The sequence below is a fragment of the Agromyces hippuratus genome (assembly GCF_013410355.1).
Taxonomy (GTDB): Bacteria; Actinomycetota; Actinomycetes; order Actinomycetales; family Microbacteriaceae; genus Agromyces; species Agromyces hippuratus.
Genome location: NZ_JACCFI010000001.1, coordinates 2,145,175 through 2,166,259, shown reverse-complemented (window position 1 = coordinate 2,166,259; position 21,085 = coordinate 2,145,175). Strand labels below are relative to the sequence as shown.

The following is a 21,085-nucleotide window of genomic DNA, read 5'->3' as shown; positions in this document are numbered from 1 at the left end:
GGATTCCGGCGGCCCGGCAGAGATGTGGCGCTGGAGTGTTGAGGCCGCGAAGGCGCGGATTCCGGCGGCTCGCCGGTGATGCGGCGTGGCGAGGTCGCGCGCAGATCGTGCGGATTCCGTGACCATGGACTCAGGCAATCGAAAGCCGAACGGTGCAGACTGGAGGCATTCCACCCCTGATCGAATCGAGTCGTCCTCCCATGAACCGTGCCATGCGCCGTGCCGCGCCCCTCGCGCTCGCCTCCGCGACCGCCCTGCTCCTCGCCGGTTGCGCCACCGGCTCGGAGCCCGAAGCGACGAAGACGCCCGACGCCGCGGCGGCGTGCATGGATGTCACGTCCGGGGACCTCAGCGACAGCGTGAAGGTGGAGGGCGAGTTCGCAGGAACCCCGACCGCCACGTTCACCACGCCGCTCGAGTCCGACGAACTGGAGCGCACCATCGCCATCGAGGGCGACGGCGATGAGACCCAGTCCGGCGACCCGATGAACGTCGTCGTCACCGCATTCTCGGGCACGAGCGGTGAGACGCTGTTCTCGCAGCCGACCACGATCAAGGTCGGCGACGAGCAGGTCTTCGAGTCGTTCCTCGCGGGCATCGACTGCGTGCCCGTCGGCTCGCGCACCGTGACCGTCGCGCCCGCTGCGACGCTCTACGGCGACACCGGCAACGAGAGCATCGGCGTCGCGGCCGGCGAGACGGTCGTCATCGTCATCGACGTCGTCGAGGTGCAGGAGGCGCTGAAGCCCGGCAAGTGGACCGAGAACGTGCCCGAGGTGAAGTTCGGCGCCGAGGGTGAGCCGCCCACGGTCACCCTGCCCGACACGGATCCCTCGACCGAGCTGCAGATGAAGGTGCTCGAAGAGGGCGACGGCGACGTGGTGAAGGCCGGCGACAGCGTCACCGTGCAGTACCAGGGCATCAGCTGGACGACCGGCGAGATCTTCGACCAGAGCTACACCCGCGGCACTCCGTCGACGTTCACGACCGACGGCGTCATCAAGGGCTTCGGCGCAGCCCTCGTCGGCCAGAAGGTCGGCACCAAGCTCATCGTGACGATCCCGCCGGAGTACGCATACGGCACGGATGCCGCGGCGCACCAGCTCGGCGGCCAGACCCTCGTCTTCCTCGTGGAGATCGAGGGCACCGAAGCCGCGCAGCAGTAGCCGCTCGCAACGAAGGGCCGGACGGGAGACCGTCCGGCCCTTCGTCGTCTCCGCATTCACCGTCCCCGGGCTGCCCGCACCCAGAACATGTGCCCGAGTACCCGATCGGTGCGGGAGTACCGGGTGCGGGCCACTGGCGGCGCACTCCATCGCAGATCGGGTACTCCGGCGCGGCGGCGGCGGTGCGGCGGCGCGGCGGCGGAGCGGCGGCGGGGCGGCGGAGCTGCGGCGCGAGGATCTGGACGCTCAGCGAGCCCAGGTCAGCACGGCGATGACGATGCTCACCGCGAGGAAGCACGCCACGAACACCGTGTCGCGCAACCGCCACGGCGAGAAGTGCCGCTCGGTGCGGGTGCGGTGCGCGCCGAAGGCGCGTGCGTCCATCGCGAGGGCGACGCGCTCGGCGTGCCGGATCGCCGAGGCGAGCAGCGGCACGATGTAGCCGAGCGCACGTCGCACGGCCGCGACCGGCCCGCGCCCGACATCCGTGCCCCGCACTCGGTGGGCGGCCCTGATGATCTCGAGCTCGTGGCCGAAGCGCGGCACGAAGCGCAGCGCCGCGAGGGCGGTGTAGCCGAGGCGGTACGGCACGCGAAGGTTCTGCACCATCGAGCGCACGAACTCGGTGCCGGTCGAGGTGACGCCCGCGATGAGCGAGAGCAGCAGGATCGCGAGGATGCGGAGGCCCGTCGCGAAGCCCACGATGTAGGCGGCGAGGGTGAAGTCCCAGTCGCCGATCGAGACGAGGGTGACGGATGCCGCGGGGAGGCCGGCCACGCTCGACGGGTCGATCCACACGCCGAAGGTGACGCCGAGCACGAGCGCGGCGATCGGGATGCCGAGGAGCAGCGCCGCGATCGCCCGGCCGGAGAGCCGGGCGCCGATGAGCAGCACGGCCGCCGAGAACACGATGAACGCGAGCGGCAGCGCGATGCCCCGGCTGAACATGACGATGACCATGACCGGCAGCGGGGCGGCCAGCTTCGCGAGCGGGTTCAGGGCGTACAGGAACCGCGAGGGGCGTTGTGCGCGGTGCTCGGCGAAGGGGTCGAGGGCAGCGGATGTCGCGTGCGGCTCCGTGCCGTCGGCAGGCGTCATGGGCACCTCGGGGGTGGCGGCGCCGCCCTCGCCGGCCGCGATCACGATGCGCCCTTCGACGAGACCGGCAGCTGCGACATCCGGGTGATCGAGTGCCAGGCGGGATGTCGCGCGAGACCTCGGGTGGCACGGGCGAGCGGCGGGTGGCGCAGGCCCGCCTGCTCGACGAGCGGGCCGGCGAGCACCTCGACCGTGGTGCCGATGCCGAGGAGGCGCCCGCTGTCCATCACGGCGATGTGGCTCGCGTAGTCGGCGACGAGCTGCAGGTCGTGGGTGACGACGAGCACGGTGGTGCCGTCGTCGTTGAGGCCGCGCAGCATGTCGAGCAGCTCGGAGGCGCGCGCCCGGTCCTGACCGAACGTCGGCTCGTCGAGGGCGAGCACCGGAGCGCCGGCGATGAGCGCCGTGCCGACCGAGAGGCGTCGCTTCTGGCCGCCCGAGAGCAGGAACGGATGCTGGTCGCGCAGCGACTCGAGGCCGAACCGCGCCAGCATGGCCTCGACCCGCGGGGCGGCGTCGATCTCGGAGACGCCCTGCAGGTGCAGGCCCTGAGCGAGCTCCTCCGCCACCGTCGGGGCGATGAACTGGTGCTCGGGATTCTGGAAGACGAAGCCGATGCGCCGGGCGCGCTCGCGAGCGGCGCATCGTGCCGGGTCGACGCCGAGCACGTCGACGGCGCCGCGGGGCGCGGGGATCACGCCGGCGAGTGCCTGCAGCAGCGAGGTCTTGCCCGCGCCGTTCGTGCCGACGATCGCGAGGAAGTCGCCGGCCGCCACGTCGAGGTCGACGCCCTCGACGACGATCGGGCCGCGGCGCCCGCCACGGCGCACCGAGAGGTCGCGGGCGCGGATGGCCGTCTCGCCGATGACGGCGATCGCGCCGGTCGACCCGGTCGCCGGGCCGATCGAGAGGGTCGGCCGCGGCGAGAGCGCGGTCGAGCGCACGGGCGACGACTCGCTGAGCGGAGCGGGCAGCGAAGGCAGGGCGTCGAGCGCCTCGGCCAGCTCGGCCGGCGTGAGGGGGAGCGGGTCGAGCACGACGCCGGCGTCGCGCAGCCGCATCGCCGCGAGCGTCGAGACCGGCAGCCAGACCCCGAGGGTGACGAGTTCGTCGGCTCGCTCGCGCAGCACCTCGCGGGCGGGCCCGTCGATCACGAGACGTCCGGTCGCGTCGAGCACGATGACGCGGTCGACGAGGTCGACGGCCGCATCGAGGTTGTGCTCGACGAGCACCACCGCGTGGTCGCGAACGCTTGCGAGTTCGCGCAGCACCGCGTAGACCTCGTCGATGCCCGCCGGGTCGAGGTTCGCCGTCGGTTCGTCGAGCACGAGCACCGGGGCGGCCATCGCGAGCGCGCAGGCGACCGCGAGGCGCTGGCGCCCGCCGCCCGAGAGCGTGTCGGGGTTCTCCGCGCGGCGGTCCCAGAGGCCGACGAGCTTCAGGGCGCGCTCGGCGCGTTCGAGCACCTCGGATGCCTCGACGAGCTGGTTCTCGGGAGCGAAGCACACCTCGTCGAGCACCGTGCCGGTGACGATCTGCGCGTCGGGGTCCTGGAACACCATCGCGACGTGCTCGCTCAGCACGCCGACGGGGTGCTCGCTCGTGTCGAGGCCGGCCACGCGCACGGTGCCCTCGAGGGCCGCCGGCACGGCGTGCGGCACGAGCCCGTCGAGCGCGAGGGTGAGCGTCGACTTGCCGCACCCGCTCGGGCCGAGGATCAGCACCACCTCGCCGCGGGCGACCTGGAACGAGACGTCGACGGGGGTCGCGACATCCGCGCCCTCGTGGCGGATGCTCACGCGGTCGAGGTCGAGCAGGGGAGCTGGGGGCATGGCTGGGCCTGGGCGAGGTCGGTCGTGGTCGGACGGCCCGCGACGCGGCATCCGTAGTGCTCAGGCAAGCCTAACCTTCACTGCGCTGCGGGGCTGCTGCGAGCGTTGCCGGGCCAGGTCGTCGACGTCGGGAATTCCCCGGTCAGCCCCAGTGTTGTACCAGTGTTCGGGTGTGGAGTCACCACCCCGGAAGGAGGAGAACGTGGGCATCAGTTACGTCGAGTTCGAGGACGAAGCCGGGATCCTGCGTCGCTACCGGAAGCACGTGAACGGCCGGGGCCTCGTGGCCACGACGGCCAAGGTCGACCCGACCGCGTTCGTCGACCCGACGGCCTATGTCGACTCGGGCGCCGAAGTGCAGCGCGGCGCCCAGATCGGCCCGGGTGGATGGGTCGAAGGCGACGCCATCGTCGCCGAGCGCGCCGTCGTGGGCGTCAACGCGCACATCGGGCGCCGTGCCGTCGTCGGACGCAACGCCGTCGTCGGCCCGTACGCGAGCATCGGTCGCGACGCCAAGGTGCAGAACGGCGCGCGCGTGCCGCGCGAACTCACGATCGCCGACGGCGACGAGTACCGCGCCTCGGGCGACGACCTTCGCCGGCTCGGCCTTGCGGCCTAGCCCTGTGGGGTGAGCCTGTCGAAACCGAACTCGAGTCCTGCGGGTTGAGCCTGTCGAAACCGAACTCGAGTCCTGCGGGTTGAGCCTGTCGAAACCCTGGTCTCGACAGGCTCGACCCGCAGACACTCTCGACAGGCTCGACCAGCAGACGCTACTGGCGCGCCATCGCGATCCGCAGGCGCTCCTCGGGGTCGATGAAGTGGTCATGGTCGTCGACGCCTGCGTCGATCTGAACCCAGTGGACCTTCCCCGTGAAGCGGCTCGACTGCGGTGTGTAGTCGGGGCTGACCGTGGTGCCCGATTCGTACCCGACATCGGTCGTCTCATCGGCCGAGAAGATCATCGGCTGCGTGAGGTCGACGCGCCCCGTGCCGACGGCCTCGCCGTCGTAGTAGAGGGTCACTCCGCCTCCCTTCGCGAGGCCGCCTCCGTCGTAGGCGAACTCCATGCGCACCTGATGGGTGCCGACCGGAATCGGCCGCTCGGCCGCCGTCGCGAACGACTGGATGCCGAGCACGTTGTAGACGAACTTCGCTGCTCCGTCTGACGCGTAGAGGCTCCACCCGCCGAAACGGCCGCCCTGGGCGATGATCACGCCGTTCGCGCCGCCCTCCGCGACCTCGACCTCTGCCGTCACCGAGAACGACTTGTTCTTGATGCTCACCACGCTGTTCTCCGACAGTCGGCCCATGCCCGGGTAGAGCAGCTGGCTGTTGCCGCGGATGAGGGTCGGGCGACCCGCCAGCTCGGCGTTGAGTCGCTCGCCCGTGCGGTCGTCCATCGGCAGCACGTGGTACTTCGTCGCCTCGATCAGCCAGAGCCGCTGGAGGTGCGCGAGCCGCTCCGGCTGCTCCTGTGCCAGATTCCGTGCCTGGCTGAAGTCGACCGATCCGTCGTAGAGCTCCCAGACGTCGTCGTCGAAGGCATGGACGTCAGGGTCCACGATGAGCCACGGTGTCTTGTGCTTCGTGACGGCGCTCCACCCGCGGTGGTAGACGCCGCGATTGCCGAACATCTCGAAGTACTGCAGGTCGTGTCGCTCCGGGGCATCGGGTTCGCGGAAGCTGTAGAGCATCGACGTGCCCTCCATCGGCGACTGCAGCACGCCGTTCACCGTCGTCGGTTCCGGCAGGCCGGCGGCCTCGAGAATGGTCGGCGCCACGTCGATGCAGTGCGTGAACTGCGTGCGCAGCCCGCCCTGCTCGTCGATGCCCTTCGGCCAGTGCACGATGGTGCCGTTGCGGGTGCCGCCCCAGTGCGAAGCGACCTGCTTCGTCCACTGGAACGGCGAGTTCATCGCCCACGCCCAGCCGACGGAGTAGTGGTTGTACGAGCTCGGCGAGCCGAACTCGTCCATCTTCGACTGCATGAACGCGGGCGTCTCGATCGCCGCCATGCCGTTGAAGTTCGCCATCTCGTTGAAGGCGCCGTTCATGGTGCCCTCAGCGGATGCCCCGTTGTCGCCGATGATGTAGTAGATCAGCGTGTTCTCGAGCACGCCGAGGTCGTCGATCGCATCGATCACCCGGCCGACGTGGTGGTCGGTGTGCTCGAGGAATCCGGCGTAGACCTCCATCTGCCGTTCGAGCACGGGCTTCAGCTCGTCGGGCATGTCGTCCCAGGCCGTGATGAGCGGGTTGCGCGGCGTGAGCTCGGTGTCTTCGGGCACCACTCCGAGCTCCTTCTGGCGGGCGAGCGTGCGCTCGCGTTCGACGTCCCACCCGTCGGCGAACCGGCCTTTGTACTTCTCGGGCCACTCGGGCGGCACGTGGTGCGGCGCGTGCGTCGCGCCCGGCGCGAAGTACACGAAGAACGGCTTGTCGGGCATGAGCGCCTTCTGCGTGCGGATCCAGCTCACGGCGTGATCGGCGAGGTCTTCGGTGAGGTGGTAGCCCTCCTCGGCGGTGGCCGGTGGTTCGACCGGCGTCGTGCCCTCGTAGAGCGCCGGCTCCCACTGGTTGTTCTCACCGCCGATGAAGCCGTAGAAGGTCTCGAAGCCGCCGCCCGCCGAGGGCCATGCATCGAACGGGCCCATCGGGGAGGACTGCCAGACGGGCACCTCGTGGCACTTGCCGAACTGCGCGGTGGAGTAGCCGTTCAGCTTCAGCGTCATCGCGAGCGGCGCCTTCGTGTTCGGACGCAATGAGCTGTTACCCGGTGCAGAGGTGGCCGTCTCGGTGATGCTGCCCATGCCGACCGAGTGGTGGTTGCGACCGGTCAGCATCGCCTGCCGCGTCGGCGCGCACAGCGCCGTCGTGTGGAAGCGGTTGTACTTCAGCCCGCCTGCGGCGAGCCGCTCGGCGTTCGGTGTCGCGCACGGCCCGCCGAAGGCGCTCGACGCCCCGAAGCCGACGTCGTCGAGCAGGATGACGAGCACGTTCGGTGCGCCGTCCGGTGGCATCAACGGCTCGATGGGCGGATACGAGGTGTCCGGATCCTTCGCGTCGTAGGTCGTGAGGCCGTGCGGCGGCCGGTCTGGAATCGGCAGCATCGTGCGGGCGTGGCGATCTGGCTTCATGACTTTCCCCCATGTCGTGCGGATGCGGCATCCGATGGCGCCGTCGAGGTCGCGAAGCGAGGCCAGGCGACCCGGTCACCGTACCGAAGGCCGTTTCGCGCCGAATCACCCAGATCACGTGATGCGATCGGTCGGCTGCGTCGACGAGCATGGGATCGACCGCCACCGAACCTCGGGAAGGGAGCGGCATGTCGCTCTGGGACTACCTGACCGTCTTCTTCTGGGTCTACGTCGGGATCGCGTGCCTGTGCATCATCGTCTTCCTGATCGTCGACATCTTCCGAGACCACAGCCTGAGCGGGTGGGCGAAGGCGATCTGGGTCACCTTCCTCATCGTGCTGCCGTTCGTCGGCTCGATCGTCTACCTGATCACACGCGGCGGCGGCATGTCGTCTCGCGGCGGAAGTGAGCCGATACTCGCCTGAGGGACCGGCGAGAGCGGCAGCGGTGCGGTGCGGACCGGACCGCACCGCTCGTCATGACGGATCAGCGCACGTCGACGAACACCGGGTTCGCATAGAACCAGGTGTCCTGCCAGGGGTCGCCCTCTCCATCGCCGTGTCGCAGCGGGCCGCCCGGGTCGACCGCGGCGCCGTGGTACCCGGCGCCCTGGCGCTTGCCGTCGCTGCCGCGGAACCGCACGTAGAACGACCGGTCGACGTCTTCGAACACGTGAGTGAGCGTGAACGTGCCGCGCCTTGCGGAGGTGTCGAACCGCGTCGTGACGCGGGTCTCGGGTGCGCGCACGGCATCGGGGTCGGCGGAGCCCCCGGTGACCGGGCCCGAGATGAGGTCGACGTGCACGAGCTGCGGCACGATGCCCGCGGCGTTGGCGTAGTCGGTCGTGGTGACGGTGATCGTCACCTCGACGTCCTGCCCGCGCCGGGCGGCGACCCGACCGCCGAGGGTCGCGCCGACTCCGGCCGCGTTGCCCCAGCCGTTGCCCGCGCCGTTGCCGCGCCCGCGGCCGTTGCCGGGCATCGCCGCGCGCACGCGCACGTCGAAGCCGCTCAGCAGGTGGCCGTGGTCGACCCACATCCGCCCGAGGCGCATCGCCTGCAGCACTCCCGCGTAGCTCCGCGTCGTGACGCCCGTGTGCAGCCGCGAGAACTGCCCGGGCCAGAAGTCGCTGCCGCCCTGCGGGGCGCCGGTGTCGACCGGGTCGGGCCGTTTGCCGAGCACCGCCCAGCGGTCGAATTCGTTCGGGAGGCTCGCGTAGGGCTCGCCGGCGGGGTATGCACCGGTCACCCAGGTGTCCTTGACGGTGAGGTGGTTGTCGGAGTTCGAGGTGATCCAGAACGGCTTGCCCTCCGCGAGCATCGCGTCCCACAGGCCGCCCACCGTCGCGGTCGCCCAGTCGAAGCCGCCGTACGGGCGGTAGGCGTCGGCCGGGAACCCCGGCCAACTGTCGGCGCGAGGTGCATTGGTGTATTCGCCGCGCTGGTCGCCTGCGTGGGTGTTCTGGCTGATCGCCGAGCCCTGGGCGCCGGGGGCGCCCTCCATGCCGATCATGATCTCGGGGTCGGCGTCGCGCCACGCGCGCAGTTCGTGCGGCGAGTCGATGCCGAGTCGCAGCGGGTGGTTCGCGAGCACGACGGCGTCCTCGATGAGTCCGCTGCGCTTCTGCGCGCCGAGCCAGGCGATGGCCTCGGCGGCGCGACGCTCCCACTCGGCCTGCTGCGCGGCATTCGCCGGACGCTCCCAGCGGTTGAGCTTGCCGTCCCATGCCAGCTCGAACGCGCGCAGCACGCGGGCGGAGTCGTGCCCGGGTGCGATGAGCACCGAGCCGTGCTCTGCCGCGGGGATGTACCACTCGAGGCCCTGGAAGATCAGCAGGTCGCGGGCGTCGCGCTCCTGCTGGATCTGCTCGAGCGACGAGAACACGCCCTGCTCCGCGTGGGCGAAGTTCGCGTGCTCCGTGAAGGCGAGCCAGTCGACGCCGTAGCGCTCGGCGGCGTCGAGTTGCTGGGCGAGGCGGTACTTCGCGTCGTGGCTGAATTGGGTGTGCACGTGGTGGTCGCCGACGAGCCAGGTGAGGGCGGGGTCGTTCGCCGCGCCGCCGCGCGCCGTTCCGAGCGCGCTCGCCGGGGCCGTTCCGGTCCCGAGGGTCTGCGCACCGGTCAGTGCGCCGGCGGCGAGCACGATGCCCGCGGTGCGCAGCATGTCGCGGCGTGAGAATCCGAGCCGCTCGAGCTCGGCGTCGGCGTCGTGGGGCTCCGTGCATTCAGAGGCGTGGTGGTCGCACATGGTCGTTCGCTTCTCCAGTCGTCGGGGGACGCCCGTACGGTAGGAGCGGCAGATGGCGGCCAGGAGAACGCGCGGTTGACGCGGCACCGCACCCGGTCGACCGGCGCGCGAACGAAAGCGGAGACGCGGTGTCCATGACGGCGGCGCGCACCGCCCGGTCGGTCAGCCCGCGGCGGATGCGGCGTTCGCGAGCAACTCGTTCGCGAGCAACTCGTTCGCGAGCAGTTCGAGCGTCTGCTCGCGCCCGGGAGTCGCGTCGAGGGCTTCGCCGTCGTAGCTGCCGCCGATGGGCGCGAGCATGATCTCGTCGATGCCGTGGCGCTCCGCGAGGGTGCGCAGTTCGGATGCCGCGGCAGCGGGGTCGCCGATGATCCAGCGCTGCTCCATGGCCGCGATGAGCTCGTCGCCGACCGAGTCGGCGGGGGCGGCGAGTGCCTCCTCGACGGTCTCGAGCGGGCGCATCGGTCGATTGGTGCGGAGCCGCGCCATCGAGTGCATCTGGGGCAGTGCCCGGGCGCGAGCCTCTTCGTGGGTGGGGGCGACCGAGGCGTTCGCGGTGAGGAACGTCTCGGGCGTCGGGTGCGCCTCGCTCGGCCGGTACTCCGTGCGGTAGAGCTCGAGCGCCCGCTCGAGGCCCTCGCCCGAGAAGTGGTTCGCGAAGACGTACGGCAGGCCGAGTGAGGCGGCGAGCTTCGCCGAGTAGTCGCTCGACCCGAGCAGCCAGAGCGTCGGGACATCCGTCGCCGCCGGGGTCGCCGTGATCGCGTACTCGCGGCCGCTCGTGAGGCGGAGCGTCGCTCCGTCGGGGGAGAGGAGCGACAGGATGTCGGCGATGTGGTCGGGGAACCGGTCGACGTCTGCCGTCGGTCCCGAGATGCGCAGGAGCTGCGTGATGACGGGGTCGCTGCCCGGGGCGCGACCGATGCCCAGGTCGATGCGACCGGGGGCGAACGCCTCGAGCGCCGCGAACTGCTCGGCGACGACGAGCGGCGCGTGGTTCGGCAGCATGACGCCGCCCGAGCCGACCCTGATGCGCTCGGTCTTCGCCGCGATCGCGGCGATCAGCACCGGCGGCGTCGTCGAGGCGACGGCCGGCATGTTGTGGTGCTCGGCGAACCAGTATCGGGTGAAGCCGAGGCGATCGGCGAGCTGCGCGAGGCGAACGGATGCCGCGAGCGCACCTGCGCTCGTCTGGCCGGTGCGCACCGGGATGAGGTCGAGCACGGAGAGGCGGGGTGAAGAAGTCATCCCTCACGGCAACCGGGCCGCGCCGCGCGGTATTCCGGGAGCTGCGGGTTGAGCCTGTCGAAACCGGGTCTCGACAGGCTCGACCAGCAGACGGTCCCGAAGGGCGACCTGGGTCCATGGAGGGTGGGTGCTGCCACTGAACCGATCGGAGGGAAGCCCCTGACGCGGGGGAGACCGCGCCGACGTTGGATGGGTTCTCGTTGCGAGCGCCGCCTGAGACCAGTGCGGCCGTCGGAGCGTCGCCCCCCGATGGGCGCGCATGGGCCCGCGACGATCCCGAAAGGAAGCATCCGTGAACACCCCCATGCCGTCGGTCGCCACGACCGACCCAGCCACGCTCTCGCTCCGCGAGGCGCTCGCATTCCTCGACGACCGCATCGCCGGTCGCGTGCTCATCTCCGGCGACCCCGGATGGGACGACGCCCGCTCCGCCTGGAACCTCGCGGTCGACCAACGCCCCACCGCGATCGTCGTCGCCACGACCGCCGACGACGTCGTGCACACCGTGCGCGCGGCGGCGGAGCTCGGCCTCGCCGTCGCTCCGCAGGCCACCGGCCACAACGCCGGCCCGCTCGCGGCGGACGACGGACTCGCCGGCGCGATCCTGCTGCGCACGCATGAGATGCGCGGCGTGGAGATCGATGCCGAGTCGCGCATCGCCCGCGTCGAGGCGGGCGCCCAGTGGGGCGACGTCGTCGCCGCAGTGGCGCCGCTCGGGCTCACCGCGCTCGCCGGAACGGCCCACGATGTCGGCGTCGTCGGCTACACGCTCGGCGGCGGGGTGAGCTGGCTCGCCCGCTCGCATGGGCTCGCCGCCAACCACGTCGTCGCGATCGAGGTCGTCACGGCCGACGGTGCGGCACGCCGGGTCGACGCCGAGCACGAGCCCGAGCTGTTCTGGGCGCTCCGCGGCGGCGGCGGCGACCTCGGCGTCGTCACCGCGCTCGAGTTCGGCCTCTTCGACGTGCCCGCGCTGAGCGCCGGCATGCTGCTCTGGCCGATCGAGCGCACGGCCGAGGTCTTCACCGCCTGGTCGGAGTGGATCGACGGCATCCCGACCTCGGTCACGTCGGTCGCCCGCGTACTGCGCCTGCCGCCGATGCCCGAGCTGCCGCCGTTCCTCTCGGGACGCTCGCTCGTCGTCATCGAGGTCGCGATGCAGGAGGACCCCGCCAAGGTCGACGAACTGCTCGCGCCGCTCCGCGCCCTCGTGCCCGAGGTCGACACGGTGCACCCGCAGGCCTCGGCCGAGCTGCTGCAGCTGCACATGGATCCGCCGCAGCCGGTCCCCGGATTCGGCGACGGCATGCTGCTCGCCGAGCTGACCCCTGCCGCGATCCGCGCCTTCGTCGACGCGGTCGGGCCGGATGCCTCATCGGCGCTGCTCTCCGCCGAGGTCCGACACCTCGGGGGCATGATGGATCCGGGCGTCGCGCGCGCCGCGGCATCCGTGCAGGGCACCCCGCAGCCGGGCGTCACCGCAGGGTTCGATGCCGGCTTCCTGCTGTTCGGGGTCGGCATCGCGATGCCCGACAACGGCGAGGCGCTCGCCGCGTCGCTCGGCCGCCTGCTCTCGGCCGTCGAACCGTGGAGTGCGGGCAGCGACTACCTGAACTTCGCCGAGCACGCCCGCCCCGCCGAGCGGTTCTTCGGCGACGATCTCGAGCGACTGCGTGCGGTCAAGCAGGCTGTCGACCCGACGGGTGTGATGCGTTCGAACCACCCGATCGGGTGAGTTGGGGGCTGTCGCTCGCGCCCCGGCCTTCATAGGCTGGGGTGCGAGCGACATCGTCGTCGCACGACCTTGGGGGAGGAACGATGACCGTACATTACGCATTGCCCACCGCAGCCGATTTCACCGCGCTTGCCGGGCTGCATCATCCGTCGATCACGATCTACGCGTCGACCTCGCCCGTCGTGAGCGAGCGGGAGCGCGCCGAGGTGGCGGTGAAGAGCTCCTTCGACGAGGCGATCGAACGCGTGAAGGCGTCGGGCGCCCCGAACGCCGAGCTCGAGGCGCTCCGCCGCGAGCGCGACGCCGTGATCGGCGACCAGCAGATCTGGGCCGGACTCGCCCGGTCGATCGCGATCTTCGTCGCTCCGGGGTTCAGCGAGGTCTTCGTGCTGCCGAACCGGCTCGACGATGCCGTGCACGTCGGCTCGCACTTCACCCTCGGTCAGCTGCTGCGGGCACCGAGCCAGGACCAGGAGGCGTTCGCGCTCACGCTGTCGGCCAACGAGTGGTCGCTGTGGCATGCGACGCCGACCGATCGGGCCGCGCGCCTCGACGTCGACGAGTCGCACGACAAGAGCCTCGACGACGCCATCAACCGCGACCCCGAGAACGACGACAAGCCGCGCGGCGGCAAGCACGGCGACCGCGGCGTGAGCGGCGACGAACGCCGCAAGGCCTTCTTCGAGCTCTACGCGAAGCGCGTCGCCGACGCCACACGGCACGAGCTCATGCAGCGCGACCCCGACGACCGCGTGCCGCTCTTCGTCTTCGCCGCCGAACCGCTGCTCAGCCTCTTCATCGACCGCATCCGCAACGGACGCCGTGTCGTGGCGGTGCCCGGGGCACCCGATCGCCTCGGCGCCGCCGAGATCGACGAGGCGCTCCGCGTGCAGCTCGGGCGGCTGAACGTCGCCGAGGCCGACGGTGCGCTGCGTCAGCTCACCGAGGGCACGGCGGGCCGGGTCGAACGCGACCTCGCCGCGATCGCGCGCGAGGCGGCGGATGGCGCGGTCGAGGTCTTCTGGTTCGACTTCACGACTTCGGTGAACGGCACGCTCGACCGCGAGTCGGGTGCGATCGAGTTCGCGAGCGGGCACGGGGCCGACGAGCAGTTGAGCGACGGCACCCATGCCGGCGACCTGTTGCCGCAGCTGGCGCTGCTCGTGATGGCGAAGGGCGGCAAGGTCGTCACGGTGCGCAGCGACGACCTCGACGGCACGGTGTGGTCGGGTCCGGCGATGGCCGAGCTGAGGTTCGCGCTGGCGTAGGCGGGCGCCCCGGACGGCGCCGGGGCATCCACTCGGTCAGCGCAGCATCCTGGGTCAGCGCAGGGCGCCGACGCGCTCGCGGAGCGGGAGGACGAAGCCCTCGCGCCAGCGGAAGCGGATGACGACCTGCTTCGCGTGGGCGTCTTCGATCATCGCCTCGACGCTGGTCTCGGTGAGCACTCGGGAGGGTGCGCCGTTCGGCGGCGGAGTCTCGCGGATCTCGAGCCAGAGGCTCTCGGGGTGGGGCACGACGCCCGGGTTCGCGGCGACGAGTTGGAGGGTCCACCCCTGGCTCGCGCAGAGTCCGTAGCCGGAGACGTGGATGAGTCGGGTGTCGGTGGCCTCGATGACGGTCGCCTCGAAGTCGGCGGCAGAGTATTCGCAGTGCTGCTGTCCGTTCATTCGTCCGAACGTAGTCCGCAAGAAATGAGTCTGCCTCAGTGCTGGTGCTGAGTTCGATGGCCGGGGCGGCACGGAGACCGCGGTCCGCCGGCCGTGAAGCCCGGAGCCCGGGCGCCGGTGCGCACGGCCCACCGCTCGGTCGACCCTATGGTGGAACCCATGCGATTCGGAATGTTCGTTCCCCAGGGCTGGCGTTACGACCTCGTCGGCATCGACCCGGCCCAGCACTGGCAGACGATGCGCTCGCTCGCCGAGTACGCCGACGCGCCCGACTCGGTGTGGGAATCGATGTGGGTCTACGACCACTTCCACACGACCCCGGTGCCGTCGCCGACCGAGGCGACCCACGAGGCGTGGAGCCTCATGGCCGCGTTCGCCGCGTCGACGTCTCGCGTCCGCATCGGCCAGATGTGCACCTGCATGAGCTATCGCAACCCCGCTCACCTCGCGAAGGTCGCCGCCACGGTCGACCACGTCTCGGGCGGACGCCTCGAGATGGGCATCGGCGGCGGCTGGTACGAGCAGGAGTGGCAAGCTTACGGCTACGGCTTCCCGCCGGTGCCCGAGCGACTCGGGCGCCTTCGTGAGGGCGTCGAGATCATGCACCAGGCCTGGACGACCGGTTCGGCGACGCTCGACGGCACGTACTACCAGGTCGACGGCGCGATCGTGCAGCCGCAGCCGGTGCAGCCGGGCGGCATCCCGTTCTGGATCGCCGGCGGCGGCGAGAAGGTGACGCTGAAGATCGCGGCGAAGTACGCGTCGTACACGAACTTCACCGGCACCCCCGAGGAGTTCAGCCACAAGAGCGCGGTGCTGCGAGCGCACTGCGAGAGCCTCGGCACCGACTTCGAGGCGATCACCCGGTCGTCGAACTTCAACACGGTCGTCGGCATCGACGAAGCGGATGTCGCGCGGCGCCTCGCGGCCATCGAGGCGCGGCTGGCCCCGTTCCTCGGCCCCGAGAAGGCCGCCTCGCTCATGGCGGAGAACTACCACTCGCCGAACGCCGCCGTCGGCACTCCCGCCCAGGTGGCGGCGAAGCTCGCCCAACGCCGTGAGCTGGGGCTCGGCTACTCGATCCACTACTTCCCCGAGGCGGCCTACGACCGTTCGGGGCTCGAGCTCTTCGCCGCGGAGGTCGTGCCGGCGCTGCGGTAGGCGCGCCCCTGCTCGCGGTCCGGCTCGACCGATCGCCACCCGCTCGCGGGCCGGGCGACGCCCGCGTCGTCGGTGACGGCCGTGTAGGGCAGCGCGAGCAGGTCGCCGGCGGTGAGATCACCGGGCAATGCGATCGGCGCGGGTGCGCAGCATCCGCTCGGCGCTGCCGTCAGCGTCGTGGCCACCGCGCGTGCCACCGAGGCGCGCCCGATGAGCCGTGCCTCAGCCCACGCCGGGTCGAGTTCCGAGAGATCGCCATCGATCACGATCGCGCGGTCGACCCCGCGCTGAGCGGATGCCTCGAGCACCCGCACCACGACGACGCCGGTGTGCATCGTGGTCGAGGGGATCCGGCCGCCGGTGCCCGGCTCGACCGCCCGGCCGAGGTGCACCGCGGGAGTGCCGCACAGGTCGACGACGCGCAGCAGTGAGACACCGTCGACGACGACGTCGGTGATCGTGGCGACGGTGGCCGCCGGCCAGTGATCGCCCGCGATCGGGTCGGGGATCGATCGACGCAGGGTCGGCAGGATGCGCGTGAGCGTCATCGCCTGCTCGCCGTCGTGGGGGAGCCGGATCGGCACGCGACGTTCGCGGGGGTGATCGGAGGCATGCCTCAGTTCTACGCCCGGCGCACGCCTCGAGCCCGTTTGTTACGCGATCCGAACGCCGGGAGCCCGATCGCTCATGCGTTGCTTACGCGGCGATGGCCTCGTCGAGCTTCGCCGCGAGCTCGGCATCGGTCGGCTCGGTGAAGTGCGTGCCGTCGGGGAAGACGACCACGGGGATCTGCGTGCGGCCGCTGATCGCCTTGGCGCGGTCGGCGCCGTCGGCGACGGTCTCGAGGTCGACGTAGTCGTAGTCGACGCCGCGCGCGTCGAGCAGGCGCTTCGAGCGGCGGCAGTCGCTGCACCACTCGGCGCCGTACATCGTGACGCGGGCGGGGTTCAGGTCGGTGGCAGGCGAAGTCATACCAATAACCTACGTGGGTACCCTGTCAGTTATTCCCAGGGGCCGCCGGCGGTGGCAGACTCGGGCGCATGCGATTCGCGACGACGATGTCCCAGGTCGGCAACAACACCGGCATCGAGGTGCCGCCCACGGTGATCGAGGCGCTCGGCGGCGGCAAGAAACCGCCCGTCGTCGTGGTCGTGAACGGTTACGAGTACCGCAGCACCGTCGCGGTCATGGGCGGCCGGTTCATGATCTCGTTCAGTTCCGACAAGCGAGCGGCCACGGGCATCGGCGGCGGCGATCCGATCGAGGTCGACCTCGAGCTCGACACGGCGCCCCGCACGGTCGAGGTGCCCGACGACCTCGCGGCCGCGCTCGAGACGGCCGGCGCGCGTGCGGCATTCGATGCGCTCTCCCCGAGCGCGAGGAAGGCGCACGTCACTGCGGTCGAGGGCGCGAAGGCGGCCGAGACGCGGCAGCGGCGCATCGACGGCATCGTGGCGAAGCTCGCCGGGTGACGCGGACAGACGTGCCCTGATCGGCCGACCGACGTCGGCGTGACGGCGTGTGAAGCGTGCGGAATGCGCGAGCGGTCGAGCAGGTTCCCCACATCATGACCCAGAACGCCGGACCCGTCCCCCTCACCGAGACCGAAGCATCGGAGCTGCTCGCCGCGCACCAGTTCGGGGTGCTCGCCACGCTCAAGCGCGACGGCCAGCCCCACCTCGCCACCATGCTCTACTCGTGGGACGCAGCGGAACGGACTGCTCGATTCTCGACGACCGCCACCCGGCTGAAGGCGACCCACCTCAGGCGTGACCCCCGAGCGTCGCTGCACGTCTCGGGCGATGACCCGTGGTCGTACGCGACGGTCGAGGGGCGGGCCGAGGTCTCAGCTCCGACCGAGGAGCCGGGCGACGACGTCGGCCTGGAGCTGCTCGGCATGCTCGCTGCCGAGCTGCGTCCGGAGAACCCCACCGCGTTCTTCACCGAGGCGGTCGCCGAGGGTCGGGTCGTGGTGCGGCTCACTGCCGACCGGGTCGGCGGCACCCGCCTCGACTTCGGCGACTGAGCGCGGCGCCGGAGCGCGGCGCCGTGCCACGTGCACCTCAGGTCGCGGCTGCGAATCTTCGTCAGCCGCGCACGGGAGCGAGCACCGGGTCGCCGACGAGCCTCACGAACGCACTGAGCTGCGCCACCCCGTCGGGCGTGTACGGCAGGGCGTCGAGCAGCCCGGGCGAGTAGAGCAGGTACGCCGCCCACTTCGCCCGCGAGATCGCCACGTTCAGCCGGTTCTTCAGGAGCAGGAACTCGACGCCGCGCGGCGCGGCCGCTGCCGACGACGCGGCGAGCGAGACGATCGCGACGACCGCCTCCTGACCCTGGAACTTGTCGACCGTGCCGACCGGCACCTCGGTCAGCCCTGCCGCGTCGAGCGCGGCCCGCACCTCGGAGAGCTGCGCGTTGTACGGCGTCACGACGATGAGGTCGCGCTGCGTCAGTGGGCGAGCGGATGCCGCAGCATCCGTCGACCCGGCTGAGGCCGCCGATCGCCCGGCGGTCTCTTCGACCCAGTCGCGCCCGAGCAATGAGTGAGCCAGGTCGACGACCGCGCGCGCCTCTTCGGGCGACGAGGTCGTGTTGCCGAAGTGCTCGATCGGCAGCGCGGTGAGGCCCGGAGCGACGCCGTCGAGCGAACGTTGCGAGGCCACCGGGTGCGAGTGCAGCTCGCCCTCGTACGAGAGACGCGACACCGGCTCGGCGACGGCGGGGTGCATGCGCCGGCTCTCGGCGAGGAAGTAGCCGAACTCGGCGGGCAGCACGTCGTGGCCGTCGGTGATCCAGCCGAGCGCCGAGGTGTCGATGGGTTCGGGGTGGTTGCCCTGGCTCACCTGCGGCAGCTGCTGGGGGTCGCCGAGCAGCAGCAGGTTGCGCGCGCCGACCGCCGAGGCGATGGTCGAGGCGAGCGAGAACTGGCCGGCCTCGTCGATGACGAGCAGGTCGAGCGAGCCGCGGGGCACGCGGTTGTCGTTCGAGAAGTCCCACGCGGTGCCGCCGATGACGTATCCCGAGGTTTCGTGGGCCGATGTGTACTCGGCGACGCCGTTCTTCGGGAAGAAGGTGTACCCGTGGTCGCCGGGCTCCTTCGCGTCTTTCGGGGCCTTCGCGACGAGCTCGGGGTCGAGGCCCGCTCGCACGACGGCGTCGAGCACGTTCTCGACCACGGCGTGCGACTGGGCGACGACGCCGATCTTCCAGGCGTGCCGCCCCACGAGTTCGGTGATCACATGGGAGGCCAGGTACGTCTTGCCGGTGCCCGGGGGGCCCTGCACCGCGAGGTACGAGTCGTCGAGGTCGCGGAGCGACGCGGTGACCGCGGCGACGTAGTCGTGGTCGGCACCGAGCGGCACGAGGCCGGCACCGCTGCGCGTGCGCGGCGGGATGCGGCGCAGCACGTCGATCGAGGGGTTCGCGGGCCAGCGCGGGAAGGCGCGTTCGAGGTGCTGCGCCCACTCGAGGATCGCCCCCTGCTGGCGGCCGGCCTGCGGGGGCGTGCCGGGGGCGAGGGCGAACGGCAGCTCATTCCACGAGACGCCGGCGACCGCGGTCTCTTCGATGAGCACGCCGTCGTCGAACACCTCGAGCACCTTCACCGAGTGCCACGCCCGCGACCCGGGCCGCAGCGAATGGCTCGGGAAGGGTGCCGGCGGTTCGTAGAGCGCGATCGGTTCACCGCCCACGCTGAACTTCGACCCCGGCGCGATGCGGCCCCGTAGACGCACATGCCGTCGGTCGACGCGGTGGTGGTCTTCGCGGTACCAGCGCTGCACCACGGCCGACCGTGCCGGGTCGACGACGAGCACGTCGCGGTGATCCTCCCAGGCCTCGAGCGGCTGCTCGACGCGGAAGTAGTGCGACCACCAGAAGCTCTTCGCCTCGCGGTCGTGATAGTCGATCGCGGCGGCCGCGAGGGCGAGGGCGGTGTGGTCGGCGTCGCGATCGGGGTCGTCGGGCGGGCCCGCGATCGACTGCAGGTGCACGGCGAGCGGGGTGGGTTCGTAGACCTTGCCCGCGGCCTTGGCCGCCTCGACGATGAGCGACTCGGGCACGGGGTCGACACCGGCGTCGCGTGCGAGTCCGAGCAGCCAGTCGCGGAGCCGCAGGGTCGAGACGCAGTCGTAGCGGTTGTAGTCGGCGAGGTCGTCGAGCACGTACTGGGCGGCCGCCGCCCCGACCAGACCGGTGACCGGGTCGGTCTCGCCGGTCGCCGCGAGCTCGCGGGCGCGCACGTATTCGAGAATGGAGTCGCCGCCCGACTTCACGTCGGCCTCGCGCAGTTCGGTGCCCATGTAGAGCGGCTCGAGCTTCTTGATCGAGTACGAGCGGCTGCCGACGCGCACCGCGCGCTTGACGATCGGGTAGAGGTCGACGAAGACGCCGTCGGCGAGCAACTGGTCGACGGCGGCCTCGCCGACGCCATGCCGCGCGGCCATCGAGAGCAGGTGCGTGCGCTCGTAGCTCGCGTAGTGGTAGATGTGCATGTGCGGGTGGGCGGCCCGGCGCAGCGCCACGAGCTCGAGGAACTGCACGAGCGCGACCCGCTCCTCGGCGAAGGAGTGTGCCCAGAGCGGCGTGAACTGCTCGGCGTTGTCGACCATGCCGAAGAGGTAGTCGAGGCCCCAGTCGTCGGCCGAGCCCTCGGTGTAGAGGGGGTCGCCCTCGAAGTCGAAGAAGAGGTCGCCGGCGTCGGGCTCGGGGATGGCGGCGAGCGAGGCGGCGTCGCGCACGACGACGGGCGGCGGCAGCGGCGGGTCGTCAGGGGAGCGGAGCCCCGATGCATCCGCTTCGAGCTCTGCGGACTCGGCCTCGAGCTGCAGTCGCGCCTGCACCCGCAGGTTCTCGATCGTCGCGTCGAGCACGCCGGGCACCGGTCCGAAGGATGCCGCGAGCTGGTCGATCGTCGTGATGCCCGCGTCGTGCAGGGCTGCGCGCTGCGTGACCCTGAGGCCGGCGACGAGCAGCACGTCGCGGTGCGCCTGCACCTCGAGGTCGCACGTCGGGCAGCGCCCGTCGAGGGCGTAGCGCGGGTCGCCCCACTCGACCGGGCCGTCTTCGGCGAGCCGGTCGGCCACGATCTGCTCGAGCCGCTCGCGGCGCAGCCGGTAGACCGGGGCGATGTCGTCGAGGCGGTGCACGCTCGTGGTGCCGTCGCCGAGCAGCAGTTCGACAGTGTCGGCGCACGGCACGCCCGTGCGCTCGAGCTGTTCGGCGTAGGCGGCGAGCTGGAGCAGTGCGGTGACCCGGGCTCGCCGGGCGAGCTTCGAATCCTGCACCAGGTAGCGGCCGTCGGGCTGGCGCACGATGAAGTCGGCGAAGCCGATGAAGCCCTCGTCGGCGAAGGTCGCCTGGAAGACGACCGGGGCGCCCGCCGCGAACGCGGCCTGCGTGGCGTCGACGGCGGCGGCGACCGCGGAAGGGTCGCGCACGTCGGGCCGTTCGATCTCGACGACGCCGTCGCCGAGCGCGGCACGGTAGTCGTCGAGCACGTTCAACTCGTGCTGGTCGCCGAGTCGGCCCGAGCGCTCGAGCATCGCGTCTTCGGGGTCGGGCACCTTCTCGATGCGGCCGAGCTTCGCGTCGAGCGCGCGGAGGAAGGCGAACTCGCACTCGGACGCCTTCTTCAGGTCGCTCGCGCTCGTGACGACCGAACCGTCAACCAGGTACATCAGGCTCCTTCGGGTCGGCGTGGTCCCACGCTATCCGGGGCCGCCGACATCAGCGCTCGCCGGTTGAGGAGCGGGCATTCGATGCTGCGGGTCGAGCCTGTCGAGGTGGA

Annotated in this window: 17 protein-coding genes; 8 read left to right on the top strand and 9 right to left on the bottom strand. The window is 71.2% G+C overall.

Annotated elements, in window-relative coordinates; genetic code table 11:
• Nucleotides 1-200 precede the first annotated feature (200 nt).
• Nucleotides 201-1,166, top strand: a complete 966-nt coding sequence (locus tag BJY17_RS10080; protein ID WP_179551230.1) for an FKBP-type peptidyl-prolyl cis-trans isomerase — start codon at nt 201-203, stop codon at nt 1,164-1,166.
• 246 nt (nt 1,167-1,412) lie between these two features.
• Here the strand turns inward: BJY17_RS10080 and BJY17_RS10075 are convergent, their stop codons facing one another.
• Entirely contained in the window at nt 1,413-2,309 is an 897-nt protein-coding gene (locus BJY17_RS10075; protein ID WP_322789804.1) for an energy-coupling factor transporter transmembrane component T, read from the bottom strand.
• Nucleotides 2,306-4,096, bottom strand: a complete 1,791-nt coding sequence (locus BJY17_RS10070; protein WP_179551229.1) for an ABC transporter ATP-binding protein — start codon at nt 4,094-4,096, stop codon at nt 2,306-2,308. Before BJY17_RS10070 ends, BJY17_RS10075 begins: the two co-directional genes overlap by 4 nt.
• Before the next feature lie 202 nt (nt 4,097-4,298).
• Between BJY17_RS10070 and BJY17_RS10065 the strand changes: the two genes are divergently transcribed.
• Nucleotides 4,299-4,715 (top strand): transferase, encoded by a 417-nt coding sequence (locus tag BJY17_RS10065; protein WP_179551228.1) that lies wholly within the window; start codon nt 4,299-4,301, stop codon nt 4,713-4,715.
• A 151-nt stretch (nt 4,716-4,866) separates the two neighbouring features.
• Here BJY17_RS10065 and BJY17_RS10060 read toward each other — a convergent pair whose 3' ends face one another.
• Nucleotides 4,867-7,233: an arylsulfatase gene (locus BJY17_RS10060; RefSeq protein WP_179551227.1), complete on the bottom strand. Its 2,367-nt coding sequence runs from the start codon at nt 7,231-7,233 to the stop codon at nt 4,867-4,869.
• A gap of 188 nt (nt 7,234-7,421) precedes the next feature.
• On the opposite strand from BJY17_RS10060, the gene BJY17_RS10055 reads away from it, so the two are divergent.
• Complete coding sequence (locus tag BJY17_RS10055) at nt 7,422-7,658, top strand: PLDc N-terminal domain-containing protein (RefSeq protein WP_179551226.1); 237 nt, start codon at nt 7,422-7,424, stop codon at nt 7,656-7,658.
• Nucleotides 7,659-7,719: 61 nt separating this feature from the next.
• Here the strand turns inward: BJY17_RS10055 and BJY17_RS10050 are convergent, their stop codons facing one another.
• Together BJY17_RS10050 and BJY17_RS10045 are read right to left on the bottom strand one after the other, a co-directional pair.
• Nucleotides 7,720-9,480, bottom strand: a complete 1,761-nt coding sequence (locus BJY17_RS10050; RefSeq protein WP_179551225.1) for a PHP domain-containing protein — start codon at nt 9,478-9,480, stop codon at nt 7,720-7,722.
• Nucleotides 9,481-9,642: 162 nt separating this feature from the next.
• Nucleotides 9,643-10,728: an LLM class flavin-dependent oxidoreductase gene (locus BJY17_RS10045; protein ID WP_179551224.1), complete on the bottom strand. Its 1,086-nt coding sequence runs from the start codon at nt 10,726-10,728 to the stop codon at nt 9,643-9,645.
• Nucleotides 10,729-11,020: 292 nt separating this feature from the next.
• On the opposite strand from BJY17_RS10045, the gene BJY17_RS10040 reads away from it, so the two are divergent.
• Together BJY17_RS10040 and BJY17_RS10035 are read left to right on the top strand one after the other, a co-directional pair.
• Nucleotides 11,021-12,463: an FAD-binding oxidoreductase gene (locus BJY17_RS10040; RefSeq protein ID WP_322789803.1), complete on the top strand. Its 1,443-nt coding sequence runs from the start codon at nt 11,021-11,023 to the stop codon at nt 12,461-12,463.
• Between the two features lie 83 nt (nt 12,464-12,546).
• Nucleotides 12,547-13,731: a baeRF11 domain-containing protein gene (locus tag BJY17_RS10035; RefSeq protein ID WP_179551222.1), complete on the top strand. Its 1,185-nt coding sequence runs from the start codon at nt 12,547-12,549 to the stop codon at nt 13,729-13,731.
• Between the two features lie 54 nt (nt 13,732-13,785).
• Here BJY17_RS10035 and BJY17_RS10030 read toward each other — a convergent pair whose 3' ends face one another.
• The gene (locus BJY17_RS10030) at nt 13,786-14,133 is read right to left on the bottom strand and encodes a hypothetical protein (protein ID WP_179551221.1); all 348 of its coding nucleotides are present in this window, start codon (nt 14,131-14,133) and stop codon (nt 13,786-13,788) included.
• A gap of 159 nt (nt 14,134-14,292) precedes the next feature.
• On the opposite strand from BJY17_RS10030, the gene BJY17_RS10025 reads away from it, so the two are divergent.
• On the top strand, nt 14,293-15,294 hold the full coding sequence (locus tag BJY17_RS10025) for an LLM class F420-dependent oxidoreductase (RefSeq protein WP_179551220.1): 1,002 nt from the start codon (nt 14,293-14,295) through the stop codon (nt 15,292-15,294).
• Here BJY17_RS10025 and BJY17_RS10020 read toward each other — a convergent pair.
• Both BJY17_RS10020 and BJY17_RS10015 read right to left on the bottom strand, forming a co-directional pair.
• A complete protein-coding gene (locus BJY17_RS10020; RefSeq protein WP_179551219.1) occupies nt 15,237-15,878 on the bottom strand; it encodes a hypothetical protein in 642 nt (213 codons plus the stop codon). The genes BJY17_RS10025 and BJY17_RS10020 overlap by 58 nt on opposite strands.
• Nucleotides 15,879-15,990: 112 nt before the next feature.
• On the bottom strand, nt 15,991-16,266 hold the full coding sequence (locus BJY17_RS10015) for a glutaredoxin family protein (RefSeq protein ID WP_179551218.1): 276 nt from the start codon (nt 16,264-16,266) through the stop codon (nt 15,991-15,993).
• A gap of 68 nt (nt 16,267-16,334) precedes the next feature.
• Between BJY17_RS10015 and BJY17_RS10010 the strand changes: the two genes are divergently transcribed.
• Together BJY17_RS10010 and BJY17_RS10005 are read left to right on the top strand one after the other, a co-directional pair.
• Nucleotides 16,335-16,766, top strand: coding sequence for a YdeI/OmpD-associated family protein (locus BJY17_RS10010; RefSeq protein ID WP_179551217.1), 432 nt, complete (start codon nt 16,335-16,337; stop codon nt 16,764-16,766).
• A 95-nt stretch (nt 16,767-16,861) separates the two neighbouring features.
• Complete coding sequence (locus BJY17_RS10005; RefSeq protein ID WP_179551216.1) at nt 16,862-17,320, top strand: PPOX class F420-dependent oxidoreductase; 459 nt, start codon at nt 16,862-16,864, stop codon at nt 17,318-17,320.
• 61 nt (nt 17,321-17,381) lie between these two features.
• Here the strand turns inward: BJY17_RS10005 and BJY17_RS10000 are convergent, their stop codons facing one another.
• Entirely contained in the window at nt 17,382-20,975 is a 3,594-nt protein-coding gene (locus BJY17_RS10000) for a TM0106 family RecB-like putative nuclease (protein ID WP_179551215.1), read from the bottom strand.
• Nucleotides 20,976-21,085 lie beyond the last annotated feature (110 nt).

Coding starts and splice junctions, on each gene's coding strand:
- BJY17_RS10080 (WP_179551230.1), top strand. CDS start 201: ATGAACCGTGCCATGCGCCGTGCCGCGCCCCTCGCGCTCGCCTCCGCG.
- BJY17_RS10070 (WP_179551229.1), bottom strand. CDS start 4,096: ATGCCCCCAGCTCCCCTGCTCGACCTCGACCGCGTGAGCATCCGCCAC.
- BJY17_RS10060 (WP_179551227.1), bottom strand. CDS start 7,233: ATGAAGCCAGATCGCCACGCCCGCACGATGCTGCCGATTCCAGACCGG.
- BJY17_RS10055 (WP_179551226.1), top strand. CDS start 7,422: ATGTCGCTCTGGGACTACCTGACCGTCTTCTTCTGGGTCTACGTCGGG.
- BJY17_RS10050 (WP_179551225.1), bottom strand. CDS start 9,480: ATGTGCGACCACCACGCCTCTGAATGCACGGAGCCCCACGACGCCGAC.
- BJY17_RS10045 (WP_179551224.1), bottom strand. CDS start 10,728: ATGACTTCTTCACCCCGCCTCTCCGTGCTCGACCTCATCCCGGTGCGC.
- BJY17_RS10035 (WP_179551222.1), top strand. CDS start 12,547: ATGACCGTACATTACGCATTGCCCACCGCAGCCGATTTCACCGCGCTT.
- BJY17_RS10030 (WP_179551221.1), bottom strand. CDS start 14,133: ATGAACGGACAGCAGCACTGCGAATACTCTGCCGCCGACTTCGAGGCG.
- BJY17_RS10025 (WP_179551220.1), top strand. CDS start 14,293: ATGCGATTCGGAATGTTCGTTCCCCAGGGCTGGCGTTACGACCTCGTC.
- BJY17_RS10015 (WP_179551218.1), bottom strand. CDS start 16,266: ATGACTTCGCCTGCCACCGACCTGAACCCCGCCCGCGTCACGATGTAC.
- BJY17_RS10010 (WP_179551217.1), top strand. CDS start 16,335: ATGCGATTCGCGACGACGATGTCCCAGGTCGGCAACAACACCGGCATC.
- BJY17_RS10005 (WP_179551216.1), top strand. CDS start 16,862: ATGACCCAGAACGCCGGACCCGTCCCCCTCACCGAGACCGAAGCATCG.
- BJY17_RS10000 (WP_179551215.1), bottom strand. CDS start 20,975: ATGTACCTGGTTGACGGTTCGGTCGTCACGAGCGCGAGCGACCTGAAG.